This window comes from Pseudomonas sp. A25(2017) (assembly GCF_002001065.1).
GTDB classification, from domain to species: domain Bacteria; phylum Pseudomonadota; class Gammaproteobacteria; order Pseudomonadales; family Pseudomonadaceae; genus Aquipseudomonas; species Aquipseudomonas kilonensis.
On record NZ_MUOA01000077.1, the window covers coordinates 1 to 20,978 of the forward strand.

Here is a 20,978-nt window from a genome sequence, read left to right on the forward strand (position 1 = left end):
CGCTGGCCTTGCCGTTGGCATCGGTGCTGCTCGATGCGGCCGACAGGGTGCCGGTGCTGGTCGACCAGGTCACCGGGGCATTGGCCACCGGGTTGCCGTTGGCATCTTCAACCGAGGCCACCAGGGTGCTGGTCGCCGTGCCATTGGCCACGATGCTGGCCGGGGTCGCGGTCAGGTCCACGACCTTGGCGGTCGCACTGTTCGCACTGAATTCGACCTTTGCGTTTTGCTCCCCTGCCGAGGCTTTGGCCGTTACCGTGGCAGCCCCCATTTTGGTCGACGATTTGAGCGCAACAAGCGCTTTGCTATTCGCGTCGGTAACGCTAGTAGCCATGGATAGAGTGCCATCTGTTGTAGACCAGGTGACAGGTACACCGGCACCGACGGGGTTACCGTTCGTATCGACGATGGTCGCGGTCAGAAGGCTAGTAGTCGTTCCATCTGCAGGTATGACGCCTGGAGCTGCCACCAAGGACAAAATGCGTGCGTTGGCTATATCCGCAACAAAATCCACTTTGGCATCAGCACTGCCAGCAACAGCTTTTGCAGTGACTGCTGCATCACCGATTTGTATCGGCGAGGTCAGCACTACCGTTGCCTTGCTTCCTTCATCGGTCACCGTCGACGCACTGGACAGAGTTCCGTTCGTAGACGTCCAGGACACAGGAACACCAGCGCCCAATTCGTTGCCATTTTTGTCGAGAACAGTTGCAACCAACGTGCTTGTGGACACGCCATCTGCCAGGACAGAGGAAGGGGTAGCCACCAAGCTAACCACTTTCGCCGAGGTAGGATCCCCAAGGAAACCAGCATTCGCCGTTGCGGCCGCGCCTTGAGGCTCTTTTGCTGAAACCCGAACCACGCTGCTCGATCGGCTAACCAGTTTCAAATTGGCTTTGCCTTGCTTGTTTGTCATCGAATCTTTTTCGACGACAGTGGCCGATCCACTGACGGCCCAAGTAATAGCCGTGTTGGAACGTGGCGAGCCGCTTGGCTCCTGCAGAGAAGCAGTGAAAGTCACCTCATCGGATCCGTCCGCCTTCGCCTCGGCCTTCGAGCGGTCCAGAGCAATGAGGAACGGCGTCACAGTCACCTGCATGACATTAGATTTAACTACCTCGCCGTAGACGTCGGTGCCTATCGCCTGCAGCGAATAAGTATTCAAGCCAGTAGGGTTGTAAGCAGGCAAAACAACAGCGCCGACACCGGAGCTGTTGTAAGGACGCGCAAAGCTGCTTGCCGAACCGGTCCATGTGAAATTGCTTGCGCGGCCGCCAGTCAAAGTCACCGGAAACGAAACCACAGCTGTTGGTGTGCCGCTGATTTCCGGCGGCAGCATCAGTAGCGCGTGTTCGGCTTTCTTGTAGTCCAGGACAATTTCATTGTTCCGGTTAACCAAGCCATAACGCGAGTTGGCCAGGTTGTGGTTGACGCTGTAGGCCGTCGAAAGCTGTTTCGACAGTGGAACCCCGAACTGATAGTTGATCGCCAGCTTCACCGACGTTTCAGAAAGACCGTCTTGTCCTTGGCGATAGTCGACGCCGCCGCTGACCATTGGAACAGGCGCGTAGCTCAAGCCCAAGGTGACTGCTTGCGGATCTTTCTGACGATTGCCGGCACCGAACAGACCAACCTCATCGCCATAGTATTTTTCATACATGGCCTTGGCAGTGACTTTCGGCAGCGAAGGCAGGTTGCCTTCAATGCGAAGGTCATAACCATTTGCCGGCCGCTCCAGGTAATTATCCAGATCCGGCGACTTTTTCCATTCCGACATCCGAACATAGACGTTCGCGCTTGCACGAATGTTGTCGGTAAATGCCTCTGCCCCGATGCCCAAGCGCTCATTCTTGCCCGTCATGTCACGATCGTAGAAACCGTTAATGCCGGCGAGCCAGTTATCAAAATTTCGACGATAGCCGACACCCAAGTTGATGGTGCTGCGGTAGTCCTCAGAGCGAGCATTTGAATGACGCACACCCACCTGTGCAAACACCAGGTCTTTTTCGCCATCGACAATCGGATAAAGCATGTCGAAGCTGGCAGTCTTGCCGCCCTTGCTGCCAACATTGAAGGCAACCTCAGTCGTAGCATTACGGGCTGAGAACCAATCTTTCAGACCTTGGGCAGCCGCCGAGTTCAGCATTCCCATGGCCATGCTGCCGAACTCGTCACTGCCCTGATAGCCATTGTTGCGAGGATTCGCAATCGCTTGCTGGTCTGCAGCAGGCAAGCCACCTACGAATTCTGACAGCGGATCCGCGTTGCTAGATGGCGGTTCTTCTTTCACGGCGTCGCTGGCCAGCTCCGGCAGGTTGTACGGATTCGAAGCACTGGACTCTTCCACCGGCTCGCCTGGAACGGCATCGCCAGGGTAATTGTAGGAAGCTTGGTTTTGCTCAATGGCGGCGGCGTGCTCAACCTGCTGAACAGTAGTTGAGCAACCAGTGACAAGTGCTAAATAGCCAATGAACAGTTTTTTGATGAGCGAGCGCGGTCCTCCGCGCCATGAATTATGCGTGTCAGTAATCATCGGTAATTCCCTGGATGATGAACAGCGGAAACAGCTATTCGCGGCGCTGAAGCACCGTTAGTTGTTTCTAATTAAGTTGACCGGCATCTGACCTGGATCGGTTGGCCGATAAAAAGATGTGGAACGTTTTTAATCGAACGCGAACTGCGAACGCGTTATGCCAGGTGCGATCCAGTCGTCACGGTTCCAACTTGAAATTGCATCGTCTATCGTCTGACCTGCACGTCCCACTGCGAAATGCTCATGGTTGAAACAGACGACGGCTCGTTGCCCATCTGCGGTGTGGCTTCCATCAATATCAGGTTTGCAGCGACAGTCGGGACATCCTTTAATTGAGCCAAACTTAGTCGCCAAACGCCGCAGCTCTGTAAGCCGATCTATACCATCTGCAAGCACCAATACATCACGCAGGTGCTCGACCAAATCCGTAAAATTCTCGGGATCATCCTTAACTACCAGCTCTAACGCTTCATAAAGTAACGGACGGTCACCTAACGGAAGCGCGCCGTAACCCGCCTCGATAAGAGCATTTCGAACATAATCATTCGGTAGCAAATTGGCGCCTGGCAGGCGGCGCGCGATCGCCAATTTGCTACCGGGGTTGGTTGCCTTGTTCATCATCAAATCGCACTCCGAATTACAGAAACCCCCTCCACCTGGAGGGGGTCATCCTCAGCTCTCTATTTCCAGCTCGTGGACTTCTTCGATTTGGGTCGTCTCAACCGAAGGGCTCTCAACCTTTACGCCCGGAGCCTGCTTTTCGGCAGCTACGGGGGCCTTCTGACCTGCGCCTGCAGATTTTTTGCCTGCAGTTGTTTTCGGAGCAGATGGCTTGACCGAACCTGCTTTGGCGGACTTGGCAGGCTTAGCGGCTTTGGCAGGCTTCGCCACAGCTGTCACATCTGGTTTGGCCAGCGGCACCACTACTGAAGCTCCGCTTGCAGGAACTTCAATAGTGCTTTCAGCCACGCTTACGAGGCGTTGCGCGATTTCAAGAGCGGGCTCCAGGGCAACCAGCGTCTCGTCTGAAAGACCCGGCTCGCTCACTATCGCGTCAATCGTCTCCTTGAAGCTTTCACGATAAAAATCATCGCTCATGTAGGAAGCCAAAAACTCGCGGCCCTCTGTGCTGTTGTCACCGGACGCCACCAACCATTGCGCATGATCCGCTGCGCGCCACTCCATGACTGTCGACGAAGAACGGATCTCCGCTTCGGTCATACCGGCCATGGCCTCGCGGAAAGTCAATTCGCGAGCAATGATGAAGCTCTTGTCTGCGTTCTCAGCAGTAACCAAGGTGGGCACGTAATCCAGCTGGTCCACGATGTTGACTCGACGAACCTCTGCATCGTTTGCCAACCCGGGGAGCCGCTGCGACTTCTCAGCGGAGACGCCAGCTTCGGCAGTTGAAGCCTGGGGCACGACTGCTGGGCTTGGAACCGCACCAGATGGAGTGGTTTTTTGCTCGATATCCGCCAGCGGAACTACCGGAACTGTTGCAGAGCCAGGTGAAGCCTTATCGCGTACGGGCTCCGGATCGATCTCCCAGACTCGACGAAATACCTCTTTCGACTCCCTGACACCGGTCTCCTTGTTCAGAACCATCTTCAGTACAGGCAAAGACCCTTTGTCCGTTATCTGGATCGGTTGGCCCTGCTGGTAGCCGCCGTCTTTCATCAGCTCACCCAGTCCCACCCCCCATAGCGTACGAACACCGCTAGGGGTTTTCACGGCGACGTAATAGCTCTCATCGTTTTTCTTATCCATCATGTACGGCGCACTACCGTGGTCGACGAGCGAACCTTTCGTCACATCGCTACGTCCCACTTCCTCGGCAGAGGATTGTCCAGTACTGGCCTCGCGCTCGGCCGTATCAAGAACAGGTGCATCGGGGGAAGCAATCTTGTTGCTGTCGCGCTCCAGTTCCAATTCAGCACGCCTTTCAGCGAGCCGTTCATTCATCACCCTGTCCGTGAAGTGAATATCAAGGTTATTTTTCGCAGCAGCTTCAATCACTAAACTCTTGAATTCAGCAGTACCATTAATCGTCAACGTACTACCGAACCGCTGTTGGGCCATTTGCAACGCAAGCTTCACCCCTGATTCCGTGATACCCGTACGGCGCAACGCAATGACTTTGCCGGTATCGACAAACACTGTTTTGTCCGTTTTTTTGTCCAGGTAATGAACAGTCGAAGTAAATCGAGATTTTTTCGTGTAAAGGTCATGTGCTTCCAAGACCCTTTCCAGTTCTTTTTTCGACTCCTCATCCGTATCCAGATCAAGCCGTTTGAAAACCTGCTTGATTCTTTCCCTTACCGGAAGCTCTTTTTCACCTTCCGGGCCACTTATTGTAAATTCCGGTAAAGGATCCTCATCCTTTATTATTTGTCGAATATTTTCACTACCCATGATAGCTATCTCCATTAAATATTAGGGACGCATGAACGCCAGCCATTCAATAATGAAAGCTGAAAAAATATCTACGCGGTATGTTAAAAGTTTTAGATGTCAATCAAACCCAGTTTAATGGGCGTACAAAGCGCAATCAGTTGTCCATATCCAAATCGAGCTGATCGTTGTGATGCACTTCTGGCGACTCCTGGTGAACGTCGACACCTCCTTCAGTGCGTGTCGCCGGCAATGGCGTACGCAACCCCAACGAAGCTGGTTCACCGTTGAGGGTGAATTTCGGGAGCCCAGGCTGAACGTTGAGGTCCGCTGGCCTGGCAACCGGCAGCAACCCCAGCGATGCCGTCTCCCCCTGGTAGGTAAAGGCCAGAGGCAGCGGAGTCTCCTTGGCCTGACCCTGGGTAGCGCTCAGATCGTTACCAACAGTCGGATCAACAGGCCGCAACCCCAACGAAACCGGCTCGCCGTTGTTGGTAAAGGCCAGGGTCTTCGGTCCTGTCTGCACCTCAGTCCGCCCTACAGGCCCTTCCGCTGGCAGAGAGCCCAGGAACTCGCGGGTAAAGTTGGCCGAAACACGGCTTTGTTCCTGCTTAAGACTGTCCAACTCACTCAGGCGTGAAGCTACCTGATTGTTCAATCCTGAGTCGGTGTATTGAATCGGCAGCTGTTTTTCAACAGCAGTATCAACAACCAATTTCTTGAACTCAGAGTTCCCGTTAATGGACAGTGTATTACCGAAACGTTGCTGCGCCACTTGTAATGCGAATGCAACAGCCGGTGCGCTTACCTCTGAACGACGAAGCGAAATCGAATTGCCAGTGTCGACAAACAACGTTTTATCAGTTTTTTGATCGACGTAATGAACATTCGAGCTGAACAGCGACTTCCTGGCATACAAACCAGCAACCTTAAGTAGCTGCTCAATTTTTTCCTTGAAACTTTGATCGACCTCTTTACCGAAATTTTCTACCAAGCTCTTGATACGATCCCGTACCGGCGTCGTACTCCCGGGGCCACTGATGGAAAAATCGGGAAAGCTCTCTTCCTCGGTAAGCAATTGCCGAATGCTTGCGCTACCCATTAAAGATACCTCTCTAGTTGACTTCGGTTGTTTTATTGCTTCCTGCGCTTTCAGTCGCTCAAAAGTAAGGACTGAAAAAAGTTGAGCTTTGTCTTGGCGCGTCAATCGAACATCTGCAAAAACGAATCGGCGCAGCTCGTAGAACTGGCTGTCGACACGGCGGATGGCATGGCGCTGCGCCGGCAAAAGTTGGTTCTGTTCTAGCGACCGACTCAACGATGCCGCGACCGTTGAAGCGCTGCGGGTCGTTGCCGTTGGAACCGGTTTTGCGGTCTGGATCTTGAATACCTGGGCGGGCTTGTCGCCCTGGAGCGCCGCAAACAAACGGCGCGAGTGCGCCTCGATGTCGGCAACGGTGGCAACCTTGTTCGGGTTGCGCGCGTACGGTGGAACCACGATTCGCACCGAACCAGCCTTGCGCCGCCGTTGCGGCTGCGCTTGGCCTTGAACAGGCCCGTCCTTAACATCCGCCTGCCTGGCCGGACCTGCCCGCTGATTGGCGTCCTCTGTAGGCTCCTTGAGCGGATCAAAGAGCCGGGCGCTGAAGGTCTCGATATCAGCGACGGTTGCTGGCCGGTGCGGGTTTCGTGCGTAGGGCGGAATGCTTGAGCGCCGGGCCTTGGTCTTGCGTTGCGACTTAGGCCGGTTACGGACCGGCTCGGCAGCCGGTTCGCTTCGTAGCGGGCCAAGCAATTGCGTGCTGTAAGCCTCCACGTCCTGCACAGTCGCGTCCCGGTGTGGGTTGCGTGCATAGGGAGGGATTGTCGACATCGATCCGGTGCGAGGCTTACGCGGCCGGCGCGGCCGGGGGGTGAGGTCAACCGCAGAATCCGGCGCATCTTCATGCCGGTGCGGCTGCAGTAGCTTGGTGCTGAACGCCTCAATGTCTGCCACGGTGGGTACGCTGTGCAGATCGCGGCCGTAGGGCGGTATTACCCGTCGATTTCCATCTGCCCTGGCTGGGCCTGTGGAGCCTGTTGTTCCCGAAGAAACGCCGGCAGTTCGGCCGGATCGGGTTCCTCTTCCTCTTCCTCTTCCGTTTTGTACAGGTGCTCGCAATCCAGAATCTCTTCCTGCTGCGTGGCGCTCCAAGTGAAGCTGTGCAGCACCGGGCAGAAGCAGCGCACCTGGACTTTGGTCGTCGATTTGCCCGTGGTCTGCCAGATCGCGTCCTGGCACGTCTTGCACGCCACGGGGAGATTCGCTAGTGCGCTCGGCTCCAGCTTTAACAACACTTCGCTTACTACTTCGCGGCCGCTTGGGAGGATGTATTCCGCCATGATGTTCTCCATAGGTTTGATAAAAGGTCTGTTCGCGCTGAACGAGCAGTGAAACTTGCTGCTCAGCAGATGACTGCTTGTAATAAAGCTCCCGGAAGGACGCCGTGGCCTTATCGACGTACTTCATTTCCCTTGCGCGTGTGGGCCACTCGCTCAACCGCTCCTGGATGACATGTTTTTCCAAAGGCGGGCGTTTGAGTTGCCGACGCACTACAAAATCATCTTTGAAGATGGTGTCTTTAAGGTTGGTGAACTTAGCGTCACCGGGCAGCTTTACTGCGATGTATTCGTTTTCCTTGCCCTCATTGCGAACACGGGTTTCGCCATGCGAAGCAACCAGCTCGTAAAAAGACGAACGGGACAGAATGTTCTGGTTGACGATTTCCTTGACCAGCTCCTGCTTGAACTCCCGATTCTTTCCGTAGAAATCATCGCCCTTGTAGCGCGACAACACGCTGGCCGAATCCCTCGGATCGAAACGGATATGGTCACGCGGTGAGGCAAGGTTGTACTTCTGGTTGATGTACTCCTGAAACGCCTCCATGTACTTCTCTGTACGTTGGTGCATCCCGGCCGGATTTGCCTCATTGCCGTTGAACATGTTCTTGCGCGGGATAATGATGTGGATATGCGGTTTGCGGTCGATCATGTCGCCCGTTTTCCGATCCCTCATTTGCTTAATCTTTGGCAGATGCGCTTCGGCGTAGAAGTTTATTTCGTGTTCTTTGTAGGCATGCAATAAAAACTGCTTAAACTCCGTGGTCACATCCAGCAAAGTATCATAAGAAATATGATCTTCTTTGAAGGCCATGGTGTAGGACAGATAGCGCTCCTGTCCGTTATCGGGGATGGACTGATAAATCTTTTGAGTCACATCTAAATCACCGTGAAGAATGACCCGCTCGTCGAGTTCATCCCGCGTATGCTCACGCCCCTGCTTGACCCCTTCTTCTAAATACTCCTTAGCACCATCGTTATAACCCCGAAGCCTAATCAGCATTGTCCACCCCGGCGCTTATTAGTTCGCGGATACTGATAAGTTCATTGAGAAACTTAGCGTATAATGCTTGAGAAATAATATCTCTTTTCCAGGCACGGTTAACGCTATGAGCTAACTGATTTAGGTTATTACTTGCTTTGCTGTAATAAAACAGAAGGCGTTCATATTCTTGTGAGGATTGTTCAAAAACCGGATTCGCCTGGAGAAAAGTCTCCCGGAAGAATGCGGACTGGCTGAGTCCGGCTGCTTTGATTTTCTCTTCATAGGGCGCCATTTGCTCATCCGTGAGGCGGAAGGAAACGACGCGTCCTTTGTTGACTCGCTCTCGCTTTGCCATAGCTTCACCCGACAGCAACCGACAACAACGACAACCAGGCTTTTCCCGCTCTGCGGGGTTTCAAAGGGGGTATCCCCCTTTGGCACGATCGATGTTTAGAAAATGCGAAGCTATTTTGTAAACAATCGGTGACGTGCCTGGGTTTAAGCCTCGGAGTCATCTGTACGGCTGGAGATTGATTTACGTCGCTCTAGATCGATCAGAGTCGATCTGATGTTCTCTATTTCCAGGCCAGGGGCCTATAATCGATCTGATTATCTCTAAGTAGCTCTATAGCGAGGACACCACATGACCAATTGGCGAACCCTGCCCCGAACCGGGAAAAGCCAGTTCATCCCCCTGATGCCACAGATTCAGCAGCGCCTGAACCTTGGCCAGACCTACAAACAGATCCACGATGCGCTGGTTGAATCTGAAGACATCACCTTGGGCTATCAGCAGTTTGTTAAATACATCAACAAGCTGATGGGCATTAGCACCAATGCGAAACCGGCTGCGTCGATCATTCCTGGCGTCCCTTCAAGGCATCTATCAGGTGAACACCCTTTAGCGCACTTGGCGGCCAACCGTGAGAACCGGCGGAATCAGGACGCGGAAATTCACAATCCGGTGCCTGATCCAAAGAAAATTTACGGGGAATAAATTGCCGAAGACATCATGGCCGCTACACACAAGCGGCCTTTCTGCGTTGGCTATTCGGCCAGCAGTTTGTTGGGCAGCAGTTTTTTAACACCAGGTGGCAATGACTTTAAAGCCTCCTGTTGGCCTGAGTACCGATCGAACCAATAGTTCGCAGCTTCCTGATTTCTAGAGCCTGCTGAATAAAGCAGAAACAGGCCTATCGAAAACAAACCCATCAGCCCTATTAGCGCAATGGCCAAAACCATGTTCAGCCTGGACGTTTTGGTATCGCGTAATCCGTTGGAAAGCGCTTTAGCCTGGCGCTCCACCTGCGTGATGTCGCTATTGGCACGTTGCAACGCCGTCGTTAGCAACTCCGAAACACTGGCTTCGACGCTGCCTTTTAGACGTTCCTGAGCGGCTTCAACTTCGAATTTTCCCAGTGCAGAAAGTGCGCCCTTCGTTTCGTGCATCAAGGTTTCAGCGGTTCGCTCTGCTTCTTCGACTGCGAACACTACTTTCGAAAGGCTCTTTTCAAGTTCGCCGGGTAAACGTTGCATCGCCTCCACAATGGGTAGCGTGAATCTGTCCAACACAACCTGCTGACCGATGAAGTACGAAAATATTGGATCATCACCCGATAGTTTCACCCCATGCTCTAAAAGCAGGCGAGACCGAATTTCATCTTTGAATACCTCGTCCATGGCTGTTACTCGCTAGGCACGTTGAACACTCGATCCAGATCGGAATAAATATCGTTGAACACTCGATACAACCGCGACTTAGACATCACTCCGAATTGTTCGGAGTCCATTACTTGGCGCAGCGTAAGGTGCTTCTCCGTCATGATCCGAATATCAGTGCTGAATGCATCGCTGTTGCGGTCAATGATCTTTACCAGGCCCTGGATGACATCTGAGTTGTCTTTGAACCACGGCATTTCGGCGAGCGGCTTACCGTTGAATTCAGGAATCCCCCAAAATTCGTTTTCCCAAACGACAATCTTCGCGTTGGACTTGGATTTCTTAACCAGGTCAATCATCGACAGCAACCCGGTGACCGTGTCGTCCTTGGCCTGTCCGCCGGTCACAACACAGTGAATAAACACCTGCTTGCCGGCCTGTTGCAGCGCCTCCAGCACGTAGTTGGTGCTGATGTATTTGGCGATAGGGAGAAACGTTGATGCTCCGTTGTCGATCACCGTGACCTGCTCAACTGTCATCAACGTTTCAAACAAGGGATCAAACAAACGCTGCACAACAGCCCCGCCGTCGGTGATCGGAACCAGTTGCACATTCAGGTCGCGAATCTGGTGAAAGGTGCTGTTGACCGGATCGGTGTCGCCACAAATCGGGGCACAGCCCCGGGACTGGAAATACTGGGTCAGAACGGACGCTTTGAGCGACTTTCCGCAACCACCTTTTCCCTGCAGGATGAAGTGGCTGGTATTGGCAAAGAAAGCAGCAAGCGCGTTAAGTGTCTGTTCCTGCTTCATCGTTTTAGGCATGGAAACCTCAGGTTTAGAATGGGATATGGGGGGCGTTGGCAAGAAACACCAAGGGCGCGGCCCTTGTCATCTCGCAACGGCCGCGTTGACCTCAGGAGCGCGGGGGCGGTAAAGCTCTACCCCCACACTCCCGAGGAAGCCTGTGTTTTGACGGTGTGCCGTCAAGTGTGCGCTTCGCCCGTGCTTCCGTTCGCCGGAACGATGGAGCTGTTCCGACGAGCCGGGAGCGCGGCACATGACGGTTCAGAACGGGATGTCGGGATCTGGAAGTTCATCGGGATTCGGTGCAGGACTTGGTGGACTCGCGGCCCTTCCTCCACGTCTTCCGGCTGGTTTATTACCCGCTGCAGGCGCTTGAGCGGCTGCAGGATTCGGCGCAGGCTCGTGAGCCCCCGTGCTGCCACTGTCGCCCTGTGGACGGCCTCCCAAGAGCTGCATGGTGCCTTGCATGTCGACGACGATTTCTGTCGTGTAGCGCTTGATGCTGTCCTTTTCCCATTCGCGGGTTTGCAGCTTGCCCTCGATGTACACCTGAGAACCTTTGCGCAGGTATTCGCCGGCAATCTCGGCCACCTTGCTATACAGCACTACACGGTGCCATTCGGTCTTTTCAACTTTCTGGCCAGTCTGCTTGTCCGTCCATTGCTCGCTGGTGGCCAGGCTCAGGTTGGTCACAGCGGTGCCGTTGGGCAGATAGCGTACGTCCGGATCCTGACCGCAGGTTCCTACCAGGATGACTTTGTTAATTCCACGGGCCATTTTCTACTCCATCAATTATTGGTTCAGCCAACACACGCCATCGGTTAGGCGCGTTGTTTCGCTGCTGCTTTGGTTTTGAGAAACACAAACTCGACGTTGCCATCAGCGGTCAGCTTCAACGAGGCGTCGAATGGCTTACTGCCTTCCTTGTGGCCACGCATACCCTTGATCACCCCGGTGCGCGCGGTCGTCAGCAACTGGTGCATCTGTTCTTCGCTGAGTTCTTTGCCACAAATCTCGCGGAACACCTTGAATTCACACGCTTCGGCTTCACAGGCCACGACATTGCCGCGCGGGGCCATGACGCCGCCGCACATGGGGCACTTGGCCGTGACGTTGAAACCCTGCACAGCCCCAAGGTCGACTGCATTGATTTGCTCGACAATGAACGCCTCCAGCTCGTCCAGGAACGCATCGCAGGTCAGCTCGCCGCTTTCGATCAATTGTTGTTGCTCATGCCAGAGCGCGGTCATATCCGGCTTGGTGGCAATGGCTGGCAACGCGTCGTGGAACTGCAGGCCGAGCTTGGTCGGAATCAGCTTGTTGTTGTCGACGCCGTAATAGTTGCGCTCCAGCAACTTGGCCAGCATCGCGCCGCGTGTGGCCGGCGTGCCGATGCCGCCGCGCTCGTTCTTGTCCTTGCCTTCGTCGCGGCTGAGTAACAGCTTTTTGATGCGAGGATCCGTGACGTATTTGGAAACCTGACGCAGATCCTTGAGCAAGGTTGATTCGGTGTAGAGCGGGAGCGGTTTGGTTTTTTCCTTGGACACGCTCAAGCTTTCGCATTGACCGCTAGCACCGGTAGCCAGCGACTCCAGCACATCGAACGGCGATTCAGAGACATCGCTGTCGTCGCCATCCTCGACGTCCTCAGCCGCTCCAGCATCGTTGATCAAGGCCATCCAGCCTGGCACGGTGACTTTCTTGCCGCGTGCCATAAACTCGCTGCCGGCGACCTCAAACTGCACTTTGGCCGAGCGGAACTGCTTATCGGGCAGAAACTGCGCGACGTACTGCTTGACGATGGCCAGGTAGACCGCACGTTCTTCGCCCGTCAGGTTGTCCAGATCGATCTGCACCGCTGTGGGGATGATTGCCGTGTGCGCTGATATCTTGCTGTCATCGAACGCCCGGCTTTTGCGCTCGGAATCGACACAGGCAAAGGTACTGGCCAGATCCGGCAGCGCCGATGCCAGCACGGCCAGCGTTTCCGGAGCTTCGTCGAACTGTTCGTCCGACAGGTAGTTGCAATCGGAACGGTTGTAGGAAATGGCCTTGTGGTTTTCACGCAGCGCTTGCGTGATGGCCAAGGTTTTTTCCGCGTTAATGCCGTGGTCTTGGCTCATCTGCGCTTGCAGATCCAGCAAGGAGAACGGCAACGGCGGCGGCGTTCGTTTGTCCTCGACCTTGGCGACAGTGACCTGCGCGACTTGTTGCTGACACGCCTTAACGATGTCGGCCGTGAACGCTTCGTCAACGATGCGTTTTTTGCTATCGACCGGCGCGTCTGCCGGCGGCTGGAGCTTGGCGGTAATCGTCTTGCCGTCGAAGGCGAATTTGCCAAACACACTGAAGAAAAAGGCGGCGCTGTGTCCGGTGTAGGCTTTAAAACGCGCCACGATCAAAGCCAGGATCACGGTTTGCACCCGCCCTACCGCGAGCACCCCCCGAATACCCTTCGCCTGGCCAGCGAGCGTATAGGCCCGCGTCATGTTGAAGCCGTAGAGCTGATCGCCGATGCTACGTGCCTTCGCTTTTTGGGACAGGCCAAAAAACTGGGTGTTGTCGACCATGTTGGCCATCGCTTTGCGCGCAGCATTGGCGTTCATGTCGTTAATCAGTAGCCGCTTCACCGGCCGCGTATTGCCGACGTACTCCAGCACCTCGTCGACCAGGAGCTGACCTTCCTCGTCCGGGTCGCCGGCATGCACGATTTCAGAAGCCTGCTCGATCAGCTCGCACACCACTGCCAGTTGATCCTGGGTTTTTTCGATGGGAATGTAGATCGCAGGGCGCAACTTCAACGGCAGATCCGCCGCTACCCAGTCAGCATATTTTGGGTTGTGATGCTCCGGCGGGGCCAACTGCAGCAAATGGCCAATGCACCAGGTCACGATGTCAGAACCACATTCGATGTAGCCGCCCTTTCGGCGGCCGTTGCCTAAGCCTTCAGCAATCACCTTAGCCAGGTCGGGTTTTTCAGCAATAAACAGTCGCATGTCTCTCCACCTCGGGTTGATTCGGTCAGCCGCGGGACTGGCCGAACTTGTCGTTGATCTGTTTGGTTTTCCCCCGATCAGCAGTCGGGCAACTGTTTTGCTGCTTCAGGCGCTCGGTGGCTGTCCGACTCCATTTAATTTTTCCTTTCTTCTTCACGATGATGTCGAAATATTCCTTTTCGGCGGCGTCGCACTCATCTCCGCCATCGTCACCGGAGCCGGTGAGCTTGGAATATTTGCCCCACATGCAAAGCACCATCTTGCAAGGGTCTTTTGCGAAGGCCGGCGGCGCCGCCAATACGGTGATGCCAAGCAGCGCAGCGGTAAAACATTTACCCAGGGCGAAACGCTTCGCGGCGAGGCGCACAGCGCCCGCCTTAGTAACGGTCTGTTTCATTGGGAGGATCCTGAAAAGGCACCTGACGGCGCCGGGACTGGCAGTGGTTACTTGCGGACGTCGGCCGGCGGCTGACGCTTTTGTTGCTCTTGCTGAATGACCAGGTCGTGCGGAGTCACCATGGCGGCGGTGGGCACAACCACTCGCATCGGAACGGTCAAACTGTCCACCAACGCCGCATCGCCCATGGGCAGGGCAGGTGTCGGCAGGCCTTTGCGCGCTTTGAAAACCTCTTCCTCGTAGTAGACGATCTTCCTGCAGCGAATATTGACCGGCTTGGTCTTCTTCGTACCCTGGACAAAAATAATTTGCTCATCGAAGGGCAGCTCATTCAATTCCTGAGGCAGCAGCAAGGGGCGCGGTTGATCGCTGTAACTAGAGGACCGGGTGCGTTCTTTGCCGTAGTTCACCGAATCGTTTCTGACCCGTACGGTGGTATTGCCCAGTCGTTCGCTGTAGGTTCTGGCCACATCGATGTCGCCCGGCGCGAATACGACTTCAATGTGAAAGGCTTTCATAATGGCGTCGCCTGTTTCCTTGCCGTAGGTGCGTTCACCACGCATCTGATCCTTGCTCTGGAAGATGATCAGGTAACGCAAGCCGGCGCCGCGCAACAACGCAGGCCCCGTTTCCATCGCTTCCATCCGACCCATTACCGCGATTTCATCCAACACGAACAGAATCTGATACTTGAGCCGGAGCGATCCATCCTCACAATGCCCACCTTGGTCTGGCAGGATCCTTGAGTTTTGCATCATGGCCTGTGAAAAAAACATGTTCATCAATGGGCCAAACTTTTTGACGTTTTCGCCGGTGACACAGAAATAAATGCTCGTTTTTTCCTCGCGCATCCTATCGAACTCGATGTCATCACCCGACAGCGCCCAGGCCACGGTCTTCTCTGAGTACAGCGTCAGTTGGCTACGGACGATGTCCGCCGTGGTCGACCAACCGCTTTTCGCTTTTGCCTGCTCAACGATGCTGCCAATTTCCCGCAAACACTCGGCGCTAAGTGCTTTTTCGCCTTCGCTACGTGCAGCCATTACCTGTTCAGCCCAGGCGCCCATGCCGACGCCCATCGAGGCGACTTCATACACCTGAGGCAATGTAAAAGGCAGCTCAGGCGTTTCCATCAGGTAAAGAACAATGGCCGAGAACACAGACGCAGCCTTGCTGTACCACTCCTGGTTCTTGGGGTTATCAGACACATAAAGCGCAGCAGCCTGCGTCCGGATATCACCCAACCGATACAACGGATCACGGCGCAGCGCAGAGAACGGGTTCCAGCGGTGGGTATCCATGCGCTCGGGGGAGAAACGCCGTACCTTCTGCCCGGTCAGAGCCCGAAAACCGGCCGTGGCGTCCCAGTTTTCAAACTTCGGATCGTTGACTACCACCGAATCCGGAAACGTCAGCAGGTTGGGGATCACCATACTGACGCCTTTCATGGTGCCAGGCGGCGCGGCCAGCATGACGAACGACTGGCCGTAGGTGGCCAAAAACGAATCGCGCTTGGGGTGCTTGCCGATCAGGATCGGCGGGAAGTCTTCTATCCGCTTCTGCAGATTTTCTTGGCTGTACATTTAACCTCCTGGTCATTTGGAACTGCTACCAAAACACCGCCCGGGTGTCGACGCTCGATCGGCAAATTTGGTAGCCAGTACAGGGCGGGTTATGTCTTGACGGCAGTGCACGCAGCGCTGGCCGGCTCGATCATTTCGAAGTTCGAATCACTCGCCGGCACCGCCTCCCCGCGACTCAGCGCCTCCAGTTGCGCGGCGCTGATGGCTTGATAGCGCCAGAGTGCCGGCGAACCTTTCGGGCAGTAGCTGAAACTGATCGGGTACGCAGCCTCGACTACCGTGGCGCCTTCGATGCCATGTTTTTTCAGCACCGTCGCTGCCCAAACGTCGAAGTCGAACAGTGGAGTCGGCAACATTGCCGCTGCGCTGCCCGAGGCGAGTGCTGCAGCGATGGCGCAACAGGCAACAAGCTTCATGGGCGTACCTCCCGCCCGGCATCGGCGGCCTGTTGCACGGCCAGCGTTTTTTCGGCCGTCGCGTGAATCATCGACAGAGTTGCATTACCGAGTGCTTGATTAGCCTCCGACATCACCTGGTTGGCTGCAATAATCGTCAGTCCCGAGTTGATCATTGCAAACTGTTTGACCTGGATGACCAGGCCGACAACCAGTGCGCCCAGCACGACTACAGCGAACTTTTTATTGGTCATGAGCATTACCTGTTTTTAATCAACCCCCGTTGTGCCTGGACGACTTGTCGCGCAGGCACAACGGGGCCACCAAGCCACTGATGGCGCGGTAGCGATTATGAGTTTTTTTGAAACCGGGATTGGATCTCGGCAGGGTTACAGCTTTTGGTAGTCGCCCGTGTACTCGAAAGCTCGAAGCTCTTTGTCATTGGCGAAACGGGCATCACCGTGCAACGAGCGTTTCGGCTTGACCCGTGCGAGCAGGGCCAGCAGCGTCAGGCCGACCGGGAGGAAAGTCAGTGCAGCGGTGATGCACCACACCCAGGGCAGGTACACCAGACGGCTATCATCAAGTGCAAGGTGCCGGGCATCGAACAATGTCCGGTAGGTCACGCCAGAGTAATCGCCGGCTGTAATCTGCAAGAACACTCCCCCACCCACATACAGCCCCAGGACGAAGCACACGGCCATCAGGATCAGGACTATCAACGTCACTTTCCACCACATAATCCCTCCTAGGCCGCTACGCCATTCAACAGATCCAGCTTGTGCTGTGGGTCATAGTGCACTTCAAGCAAGTGCGTTTTTTCCATGTAGATCATGATGTCGAACGACGTCCTTACCAGCCGCTCGATGTATGGGTAATCAAGCCCTTTACCGACTTCCGATTGCTTCACCAGACTGCAGATCCGCGCGACACCCGCGATGCTGTCGTTCGCGTGCGCCGTCGTGACAGTGCCGGGCAAACCGGTGTTGAGGCTTTCCATGAAATGCCAAGCCTCATCCCCGGTCAGCTCGGCCAAGAGCAGGTGGTCGGGCTTCATCCGCATCGTGATGGCGACCAATGACTTGGGGGTCACCCGCTGGCCATACAGCAGGTGAACGCGGTTTGGATGTTTTGGCAACACCAGCTCGTTGACGGCTTCGATGGTGATCAGGCGGCGGCTTGGGTCATAAAGGTCAACCAATGCCTTGGCAAACGTCGTTTTCCCCGAGCCAGGCCCGCCAAAAATGATGATGTTTTGCCGATGGTGCATCGCCAGTCGGAAGAACCGGTCCCAATCCAGTCGCACATGCGCGTCCATCATGTCGCGCTGCCAATCTTTCAATTCCGCCTTGGACGTCGATATCGCGCGGATCTTCTCAAACCGTCCTGAGTCTTGGTAGTTGGGCAGCGAAAACCGGTCAAGCGAAGGCTTCCGAATCGTCAGCGATATGGTGCCTTTCTCGCAGGCTGGCGGCATGACCAACGTGCCCCGCGTGCCCTGCGGGAAAATGTTGGGCAGATCCACAGTGTGCAAGGGCTCGTCGGCGGACATCGATATTCGGTTGAACGCCGCCAGTGAGGTCGCAACCTTCTCGCACAGGTCCAGGGTGAGCTGTGGCATTGGCTCCATCGTGTCGGCGAGCTGTCCTTCTGCCGCCGTCCACAGTTCGCCCGGGCGGTTGAAATACACCTCGGTAACGCCCTTACGCTGCAATCGCTCAGTCAACCCCGCCTGCTCCATGAAGTCACGTAACAGAGTCGAATCATTCAGCTCCTCGAATCCCTCGAGATCCTCGACGGGCTGGCTCATCATGTTCATCAGATCCTCCTAGCGGTTTTCAAGAACCGAAGAAAAGTCGATATCGCGGGCGATGATCACTGTCAGGATGGTGCCTGGCAGCAGATAACCCGTTGGGTTGATATTGATGTTGGCGTCCAGCGCCTTGCTGGCCATGTTTTCGACGTTCTGTTCACTGTTGTTGACCGTGTAACCAGACCCGCTCTCCTGGGTGGAGTTGGATGCAGCCGACAACACGTCTTGGAAGGCCGACAACGCGACAGCACCGCCGTAGCGCTCAAGATAGTGGTTGTCGATCCACGCCTTGGTTCCACTTGCCCCCATTTGCCCCGCGCCCAAACTATCCAATCGGGCACGAATACCTGGCACACCCGCCACCCCGGAACTCGTTTCAAGCTCTGTCCATGACGTGAACACGTTGGTCTGACCTGGGCGAACCTCAACTTTCTGCTCGCCATTGAGTGGCGCGCCAGCTTCAGCAATCACTGTCGATCCGTCTGCCGAGTACAGCGGTTCTGTCAACCGACACTCCACCAGGCCCGGTTGATCGGTGATGATCTCGGTGTACAACGCGCAACGCGCATAGGTGTTGTGCCGCAGCAGGTACTTGCCATCCGGGGCCAAGACCGCTTTAGACGGTTTGAAACCAGTACCAGAGAGGTTTGACAGGCTTCCGCGATAAGACGACGAACCTGAACCGCCACCGCCATCGAACGCACCCGCATCCGCCTCGCTACTGCCGGCCGACGACTGGCGAGCGCCGGTCGCTGATTGCCCGTAACTGGAACCGGCGACTGACGTTGGTTTGACGTACACCCCACCGCCTAACTTGCGTTGCAGCGGTGTTTTTTCAGCAGGGGCAGAGCTGTTGCCTTGACCGGATGGGGCCGGTGCCTGCCCAGTGGACTTAGGCGGCGACGCCGGCTTGGACTCCGGCGCCGGGGCGGGCTTGGCTTGTTGCTCCTGTTTGCGCTTCAACGCTTCCTCTTCGGCCATTCGGCGTGCCTTTGCTTCCTTGGCGATTTTCATCGCGTCATCGTTGCCCTCAGTACTGCGCAGCATGGTATCGGCCTGCACCTTGGATTCGTCGATGTCAGTGCTACCTTCGCTCATCACATTGAAGGCCACCGCCCAAAGCGCCACAAGCCCGGCGATCAACACCACGAACACCACGCCGGCAATCGCCCAATACTTCATGTTCTGCGGGGTTTTCGTAACGCTCGACCGGAGGTCGAACGCTCCGCGTGCCTGGGCTGAACTGCTGGATGCTGGCTCTGTTACGCCTTCAGGCGTTGGGTTGTTATTGGTCTGCATGTTTCACCACCCGAATATCGCCAGTCGTGGTGCCGTTGTAGTTGTAGAAGCCGCCCAGGCGCTGCCGCGTTTTGACTTCCAAGACCATCATGTTCAAACGAAAGCGGAATGCTTGGCTCACACCATGTACGACCAGGATGTTTTGCACCGTACGGGTGTTCACCAGACTTTCACTTCCATCCGGCAAGACTTGGTAAACCACAGGTCGCGGCGTATTTGCCGGGAAGCGGAAACAGGTAAACGTACCGTTGTCCCATGCCTCGTAAGGTGAAATTTCCTTGTCCCCTCGACGCTGATAGGCGCGGTTCATCGCGCCGCTGCACGGGTTGGGGTTGAGGTCCCGTTCCGCGACCATTTTTTTAACGCCAATCGGCTCCGGGTATGTGAAGCGCAGCGCGTACGTCTTCAACGCGTCGTCTTTTACCAACACCAGTTCGAAGATATAGGTATGTCGATTGGTGTTGATGATCAGGTTGGTGTCCGGATCCTTGGGGACTTTCGGCTTGATACTGACCAAGTTGCCCGCCAGATTCGTGCCCAACTCCCAAGCGTCCGGGTCGCCTGCAACCATAAGCCCGGAGTCCTCAGTGACAGTCTCGTTGACCGGGAACTGAATCAGCGATGTACGCCCGATCACAGCCTGAATGCGATACACGTTGTCAGGTGAGTAAACGGCCGTCTGTACCCGAGGATCCATATACGAGCCGGCGCCCATCACTTCGGCATTGGCGTAGCGCGATACCAGGGTGCACAGCGCACCAGCGGTGAATAGAAGTCCCGCGATGCCCAGCTTTTTTCTGAAGGTCATAGCTTGCCCCCCACTTCCTCGTTTTTCGAGTAGGTGACCGCCCCGAAGCCACTCGGCGACAGCCAAGCGTCGCCGCGCGTTTTCGGCTTCTTCTTGTAGTCGTAGGTGATCATTGCACGGTACTTGAGCGGCTTGATCGTCATGTCCGGCTCGCCGTTGCGGTCAAGCACCACCTTGGTCATCAACACCTGGGCTGTACCGGTGCGATTCTTACGATCCAGAAAGGTGATGTCGTTGATTTCGGTGCGAATCATCCGCGTGTCGCCCAATACCTCCAGGTAGCCTTTCTTCGACAGTTGGAAGTTTCGGTATTCTGTGAACGTCTCATCATGAGACATCAATTCGACCAACTTATATTGCGCATCGTGATCTGCGAAGGTGTAACCCTCACGAGCCCGTACATACGTGGCCAGCATGAACTCATCATCGATTTGTTCCTGCGACTTCGTTTCACTGGCCGGGCGCAGCACATCCGTCGCACCGGTAACTTCGTTAACGCGAACCGCGAATGGGACGTACTCTTTCAAGGGCGTCAACCCCATGACAGCGCCGATAGCCATGAAAGTCAAAACACTGTTAAACATCGCGATACGACGCCACATGGTAGCTTTGGCTTTATGTTCTTTCGCGACGTTATCCTCAAACCAGCGCGCGGCCCATTGATATGCCTTTTCGTATGCGCTCATTTCTTGAGCCGTCAGCGCGTCCATTGCCGGCGGTGACGCTAAGAGCCGTTCCTGTTCAATGATTTGATCTTTACTTTTTCGCAGCATTGGGCGCCCTCCCTTTTAATTGACTTGCTTGAAGTACCGGCGGATTAAAGTCTTCCCAAGAACCGGATGGTTCCGGCAACTTTGGCGCCGAACTACAGGCAGAAATAAAAACCACGCAAAACAACCCGCTCAAGGCAAGTTTATATTTCATCGCAATAACC

General features: G+C 55.2%; 19 protein-coding genes. 1 reads left to right on the forward strand and 18 read right to left on the reverse strand.

What is annotated here, in order from left to right:
- From B0E42_RS30515 to B0E42_RS20340, 5 genes are all read right to left on the reverse strand, one after another.
- Positions 1–2,533 (reverse strand): inverse autotransporter beta domain-containing protein (locus B0E42_RS30515; RefSeq protein WP_174599586.1); only part of this gene is annotated, 2,533 nt, incomplete at its 3' end.
- A gap of 129 nt (positions 2,534–2,662) precedes the next feature.
- Positions 2,663–3,154: a hypothetical protein gene (locus B0E42_RS20315; protein WP_077507134.1), complete on the reverse strand. Its 492-nt coding sequence runs from the start codon at positions 3,152–3,154 to the stop codon at positions 2,663–2,665.
- Positions 3,155–3,205: 51 nt separating this feature from the next.
- Positions 3,206–4,945, reverse strand: a complete 1,740-nt coding sequence (locus tag B0E42_RS20320) for an LPD7 domain-containing protein (RefSeq protein WP_077507135.1) — start codon at positions 4,943–4,945, stop codon at positions 3,206–3,208.
- Positions 4,946–5,081: 136 nt separating this feature from the next.
- Positions 5,082–8,306, reverse strand: coding sequence for an LPD7 domain-containing protein (locus B0E42_RS31175; RefSeq protein ID WP_168188529.1), 3,225 nt, complete (start codon positions 8,304–8,306; stop codon positions 5,082–5,084).
- Positions 8,296–8,643 (reverse strand): plasmid mobilization relaxosome protein MobC, encoded by a 348-nt coding sequence (locus tag B0E42_RS20340; RefSeq protein ID WP_077507139.1) that lies wholly within the window; start codon positions 8,641–8,643, stop codon positions 8,296–8,298. Before B0E42_RS20340 ends, B0E42_RS31175 begins: the two co-directional genes overlap by 11 nt.
- A gap of 288 nt (positions 8,644–8,931) precedes the next feature.
- Between B0E42_RS20340 and B0E42_RS20345 the strand changes: the two genes are divergently transcribed.
- On the forward strand, positions 8,932–9,285 hold the full coding sequence (locus tag B0E42_RS20345; RefSeq protein ID WP_077507140.1) for a TraK family protein: 354 nt from the start codon (positions 8,932–8,934) through the stop codon (positions 9,283–9,285).
- A gap of 50 nt (positions 9,286–9,335) precedes the next feature.
- On the opposite strand, the gene B0E42_RS20350 is transcribed toward B0E42_RS20345, so the two are convergent.
- The 13 genes from B0E42_RS20350 to B0E42_RS20410 form a co-directional block, all read right to left on the reverse strand.
- Positions 9,336–9,968, reverse strand: a complete 633-nt coding sequence (locus B0E42_RS20350; RefSeq protein ID WP_077507141.1) for a hypothetical protein — start codon at positions 9,966–9,968, stop codon at positions 9,336–9,338.
- 5 nt (positions 9,969–9,973) lie between these two features.
- Entirely contained in the window at positions 9,974–10,771 is a 798-nt protein-coding gene (locus B0E42_RS20355; RefSeq protein WP_256578329.1) for a conjugal transfer protein, TraL family, read from the reverse strand.
- Between the two features lie 243 nt (positions 10,772–11,014).
- Entirely contained in the window at positions 11,015–11,530 is a 516-nt protein-coding gene (locus tag B0E42_RS20360; protein WP_077507142.1) for a single-stranded DNA-binding protein, read from the reverse strand.
- A gap of 44 nt (positions 11,531–11,574) precedes the next feature.
- Positions 11,575–13,749 (reverse strand): type IA DNA topoisomerase, encoded by a 2,175-nt coding sequence (locus B0E42_RS20365; protein ID WP_077507143.1) that lies wholly within the window; start codon positions 13,747–13,749, stop codon positions 11,575–11,577.
- Positions 13,750–13,774: 25 nt separating this feature from the next.
- On the reverse strand, positions 13,775–14,146 hold the full coding sequence (locus B0E42_RS31180; protein WP_168188530.1) for a hypothetical protein: 372 nt from the start codon (positions 14,144–14,146) through the stop codon (positions 13,775–13,777).
- Positions 14,147–14,193: 47 nt separating this feature from the next.
- Entirely contained in the window at positions 14,194–15,729 is a 1,536-nt protein-coding gene (locus B0E42_RS20375; RefSeq protein ID WP_077507144.1) for a type IV secretory system conjugative DNA transfer family protein, read from the reverse strand.
- Positions 15,730–15,818: 89 nt separating this feature from the next.
- Positions 15,819–16,145 (reverse strand): hypothetical protein, encoded by a 327-nt coding sequence (locus B0E42_RS20380; protein ID WP_077507145.1) that lies wholly within the window; start codon positions 16,143–16,145, stop codon positions 15,819–15,821.
- Positions 16,142–16,378, reverse strand: a complete 237-nt coding sequence (locus B0E42_RS20385; protein ID WP_077507146.1) for a hypothetical protein — start codon at positions 16,376–16,378, stop codon at positions 16,142–16,144. The genes B0E42_RS20380 and B0E42_RS20385 overlap by 4 nt, the downstream gene beginning before the upstream one ends.
- Before the next feature lie 135 nt (positions 16,379–16,513).
- Positions 16,514–16,864: a hypothetical protein gene (locus B0E42_RS20390; protein ID WP_077507147.1), complete on the reverse strand. Its 351-nt coding sequence runs from the start codon at positions 16,862–16,864 to the stop codon at positions 16,514–16,516.
- Positions 16,865–16,872: 8 nt separating this feature from the next.
- Entirely contained in the window at positions 16,873–17,934 is a 1,062-nt protein-coding gene (virB11, locus tag B0E42_RS20395; protein ID WP_077507196.1) for a P-type DNA transfer ATPase VirB11, read from the reverse strand.
- A gap of 18 nt (positions 17,935–17,952) precedes the next feature.
- Entirely contained in the window at positions 17,953–19,236 is a 1,284-nt protein-coding gene (locus tag B0E42_RS20400) for a TrbI/VirB10 family protein (protein ID WP_077507148.1), read from the reverse strand.
- Positions 19,223–19,951: a TrbG/VirB9 family P-type conjugative transfer protein gene (locus B0E42_RS20405; RefSeq protein ID WP_256578334.1), complete on the reverse strand. Its 729-nt coding sequence runs from the start codon at positions 19,949–19,951 to the stop codon at positions 19,223–19,225. The genes B0E42_RS20400 and B0E42_RS20405 overlap by 14 nt, the downstream gene beginning before the upstream one ends.
- A gap of 89 nt (positions 19,952–20,040) precedes the next feature.
- Complete coding sequence (locus B0E42_RS20410) at positions 20,041–20,817, reverse strand: virB8 family protein (RefSeq protein ID WP_077507150.1); 777 nt, start codon at positions 20,815–20,817, stop codon at positions 20,041–20,043.
- Positions 20,818–20,978: the final 161 nt, after the last annotated feature.

Bases quoted from the DNA above. Each gene is read 5' to 3' on its own strand.
- B0E42_RS20365 (WP_077507143.1), bottom strand. From the start codon at position 13,749: ATGCGACTGTTTATTGCTGAAAAACCCGACCTGGCTAAGGTGATTGCT.
- B0E42_RS20390 (WP_077507147.1), bottom strand. From the start codon at position 16,864: ATGTGGTGGAAAGTGACGTTGATAGTCCTGATCCTGATGGCCGTGTGC.
- B0E42_RS20410 (WP_077507150.1), bottom strand. From the start codon at position 20,817: ATGCTGCGAAAAAGTAAAGATCAAATCATTGAACAGGAACGGCTCTTA.
- B0E42_RS20350 (WP_077507141.1), bottom strand. From the start codon at position 9,968: ATGGACGAGGTATTCAAAGATGAAATTCGGTCTCGCCTGCTTTTAGAG.
- B0E42_RS31175 (WP_168188529.1), bottom strand. From the start codon at position 8,306: ATGCTGATTAGGCTTCGGGGTTATAACGATGGTGCTAAGGAGTATTTA.
- B0E42_RS20345 (WP_077507140.1), top strand. From the start codon at position 8,932: ATGACCAATTGGCGAACCCTGCCCCGAACCGGGAAAAGCCAGTTCATC.
- B0E42_RS20385 (WP_077507146.1), bottom strand. From the start codon at position 16,378: ATGACCAATAAAAAGTTCGCTGTAGTCGTGCTGGGCGCACTGGTTGTC.
- B0E42_RS20405 (WP_256578334.1), bottom strand. From the start codon at position 19,951: ATGGGCGCCGGCTCGTATATGGATCCTCGGGTACAGACGGCCGTTTAC.
- B0E42_RS31180 (WP_168188530.1), bottom strand. From the start codon at position 14,146: ATGAAACAGACCGTTACTAAGGCGGGCGCTGTGCGCCTCGCCGCGAAG.
- B0E42_RS20400 (WP_077507148.1), bottom strand. From the start codon at position 19,236: ATGCAGACCAATAACAACCCAACGCCTGAAGGCGTAACAGAGCCAGCA.
- B0E42_RS20315 (WP_077507134.1), bottom strand. From the start codon at position 3,154: ATGATGAACAAGGCAACCAACCCCGGTAGCAAATTGGCGATCGCGCGC.
- B0E42_RS20340 (WP_077507139.1), bottom strand. From the start codon at position 8,643: ATGGCAAAGCGAGAGCGAGTCAACAAAGGACGCGTCGTTTCCTTCCGC.
- B0E42_RS20320 (WP_077507135.1), bottom strand. From the start codon at position 4,945: ATGGGTAGTGAAAATATTCGACAAATAATAAAGGATGAGGATCCTTTA.
- B0E42_RS20355 (WP_256578329.1), bottom strand. From the start codon at position 10,771: ATGCCTAAAACGATGAAGCAGGAACAGACACTTAACGCGCTTGCTGCT.
- B0E42_RS20360 (WP_077507142.1), bottom strand. From the start codon at position 11,530: ATGGCCCGTGGAATTAACAAAGTCATCCTGGTAGGAACCTGCGGTCAG.
- virB11 (WP_077507196.1), bottom strand. From the start codon at position 17,934: ATGAGCCAGCCCGTCGAGGATCTCGAGGGATTCGAGGAGCTGAATGAT.
- B0E42_RS20375 (WP_077507144.1), bottom strand. From the start codon at position 15,729: ATGTACAGCCAAGAAAATCTGCAGAAGCGGATAGAAGACTTCCCGCCG.
- B0E42_RS20380 (WP_077507145.1), bottom strand. From the start codon at position 16,145: ATGAAGCTTGTTGCCTGTTGCGCCATCGCTGCAGCACTCGCCTCGGGC.